A 2,011-nucleotide genomic window follows, 5' to 3' on the forward strand; every position below is an offset into this window, starting at 1 on the left:
ACTGGTCTGCCCCGCCGGCAGCCTGCCTGCCCTGAAAGCGGCCATTGATGGCGGAGCCGATTGCGTTTACCTGGGCCTGCGCGATGCCACCAACGCACGCAACTTTGCTGGCCTGAACTTTGACGAAAAAGCCATCCAAGAAGGCATCGCCTACGCCCACAGCCGGGGCCGCAAGGTGCTGCTGGCGCTGAACACCTATCCACAAGCCAGCAACCCCGCGCCCTGGCGCTCGGCGCTGGACCGCGCGGCCGCCTGGGGCATTGATGCCGTCATCCTGGCCGACCCCGGCCTGATGCGCTACGCCACCGACCGGCACCCGCAGCTGCGCCTGCACCTGTCGGTACAAGGCTCGGCCACCAACCACGACGCGATCAACCTGTACCAGCAGCAGTTCAACATCCAGCGCGCCGTGCTGCCGCGCGTGCTGTCGCTGGAGCAGGTCAAACAGGTCACCCAGCGCACCAGTGTGGAGATCGAGGTCTTTGGCTTTGGCAGCCTGTGCGTGATGGTGGAGGGGCGCTGCGCCCTGTCGTCGTATGCCACAGGCGAGTCGCCCAACACGCATGGCGTGTGCTCGCCGGCCAAATTTGTGCGCTGGAAAGACACGTCCACCGGCGTGGAATCGCGCCTGAACGGCGTGCTGATCGACAAATACGGCCACGGCGAAAACGCCGGCTACCCCACGCTGTGCAAGGGCCGCTTTGATGTGGGCGCTGAAAGCAACTACTACGCCCTGGAAGAGCCCACCAGCCTGAACACCCTGGAGCTGCTGCCCCAGCTGGTGAAGATGGGCGTGCGGGCCTTCAAGATCGAAGGCCGCCAGCGCAGCCCCGCCTACGTGGCGCAGGTGACCAAGGTGTGGCGCGAGGCCATCGACCACTGCATGGCCCAGGGCCACCTCTACGCCCCCAAAACGGCCTGGATGGCCAGCCTCGACCAGGTGGCCGAGGGCCAGCAGCACACCCTGGGCGCTTACCACCGGCCTTGGAAATAACCAAGCAATAAACCATAGCTGCTTGCGCTTACTCTGCAAGCGTTAAAGCCTTATTGAATACAAATTTTTGACATTGCCATGATGAAGTTATCCCTCGGCCCGGTGCAGTACTACTGGCACCGCGAAACCATTTTTGAGTTCTACCAAACCATGGCCGAAACCCCGGTGGACATCGTGTACCTGGGCGAAGTGGTGTGCTCACGCCGCCGTGAGCTGCGCCACAGCGATTGGCTGGACATTGCCCACATGCTGCGCGATGCGGGCAAAGAGGTGGTGCTGTCCACCATGGTGCTGCTGGAATCGACCAGCGACGTGGCCGACATGCACAAAATCGTGCGCGAAACCGAGTTTTTGATCGAAGCGGGCGACATGGGCGCGGTGCACAACCTGGCGCTCCAACGCCCCTTTGTCGCCGGGGCACAGCTCAACCTGTTCAACCCCGATGCCCTGGCCTGGATGGCCAGCCTGGGGGCCACGCGCTGGGTGATGCCGCTGGAGATGCGTGCCAGCGACCTGGCCGTATTGCAAGAGAGCCGCCCGGCCGGGCTGCAAACCGAGGTGTTTGCCTATGGCCGCATGCCGCTGGCCTTCTCGGCGCGCTGCTTTACCGCCCGACACTACAACCTGCCCAAGGACGACTGCGGCTTTCGCTGCATCGAACACGCCGACGGCCAACTGCTCAAAAGCCGCGAGGGCGAGGCCTTCCTCACCTTGAACGGCATCCAAACCCAATCGGCCAAGGTGCACAACCTGATTGCCGATGTGCCGCAACTGGCCAGCCTGGGGGTGGACATCCTGCGCATCTCGCCCCAAGGGCTGCACACGGCCGATATCGTGGCCGCCTTTGATGCCGCCCGCAAAACCAACACCCCGCAGGCCAATGCGGTCGCCGCCCTGCGCCCCTTTATGCCTGCCGATGCCTGCAATGGCTACTGGCATGGCCGCCCCGGCATGGAGCTGGTCGAACCCACCCTGACCGCCGCCTGAACCTCTGCACCCCCAAGGACTTGCCATGAC

Annotated in this window: 2 protein-coding genes; both read left to right on the forward strand. The window is 63.9% G+C overall.

Annotated features, from left to right (window positions below; genetic code table 11):
* The first annotated feature begins 1 nt into the window (after position 1).
* Complete coding sequence (gene ubiU / locus J1777_RS14175) at positions 2-994, forward strand: ubiquinone anaerobic biosynthesis protein UbiU (protein WP_242700562.1); 993 nt, start codon at positions 2-4, stop codon at positions 992-994.
* Positions 995-1,075: 81 nt separating this feature from the next.
* Positions 1,076-1,981: a U32 family peptidase gene (locus J1777_RS14180; RefSeq protein ID WP_207576318.1), complete on the forward strand. Its 906-nt coding sequence runs from the start codon at positions 1,076-1,078 to the stop codon at positions 1,979-1,981.
* The last annotated feature ends 30 nt before the right edge of the window (positions 1,982-2,011 follow it).

Origin of the sequence: Comamonas denitrificans, from assembly GCF_017368815.1 — a bacterium.
Taxonomy (GTDB): Bacteria; Pseudomonadota; Gammaproteobacteria; order Burkholderiales; family Burkholderiaceae_C; genus Comamonas; species Comamonas denitrificans.